The following is a 221-nucleotide window of genomic DNA, read 5'->3' on the forward strand; positions in this document are numbered from 1 at the left end:
TCATGCCGTTAAAATTTGCTTGAATGCCGCTAATGACGTGACCGCTAAATACTTTAGTGATCTGTTAGGAAAATCAACCGTGAAAGTGGAAACCGGTAGTGAGAGTACCAGTCATAGCAAGGAAGAAAGCCACAGCAAGAGCGATAGTTACAGCTATACGAGCCGTTCGCTCATGACGCCCGATGAAATTATGCGGATGCCCGAAGCCCAGAGCTTACTAA

The 221-nt window shown here is 46.2% G+C and carries 1 protein-coding gene; it reads left to right on the forward strand.

Annotated elements, in window-relative coordinates; translation table 11 throughout:
- A partial coding sequence (locus tag ACKTR2_RS10260; protein ID WP_407885039.1) for a type IV secretory system conjugative DNA transfer family protein occupies positions 1–221 on the forward strand: 221 nt, incomplete at both ends.

The organism is Furfurilactobacillus curtus (assembly GCF_045862785.1).
Classification (GTDB): Bacteria; Bacillota; Bacilli; order Lactobacillales; family Lactobacillaceae; genus Furfurilactobacillus; species Furfurilactobacillus curtus.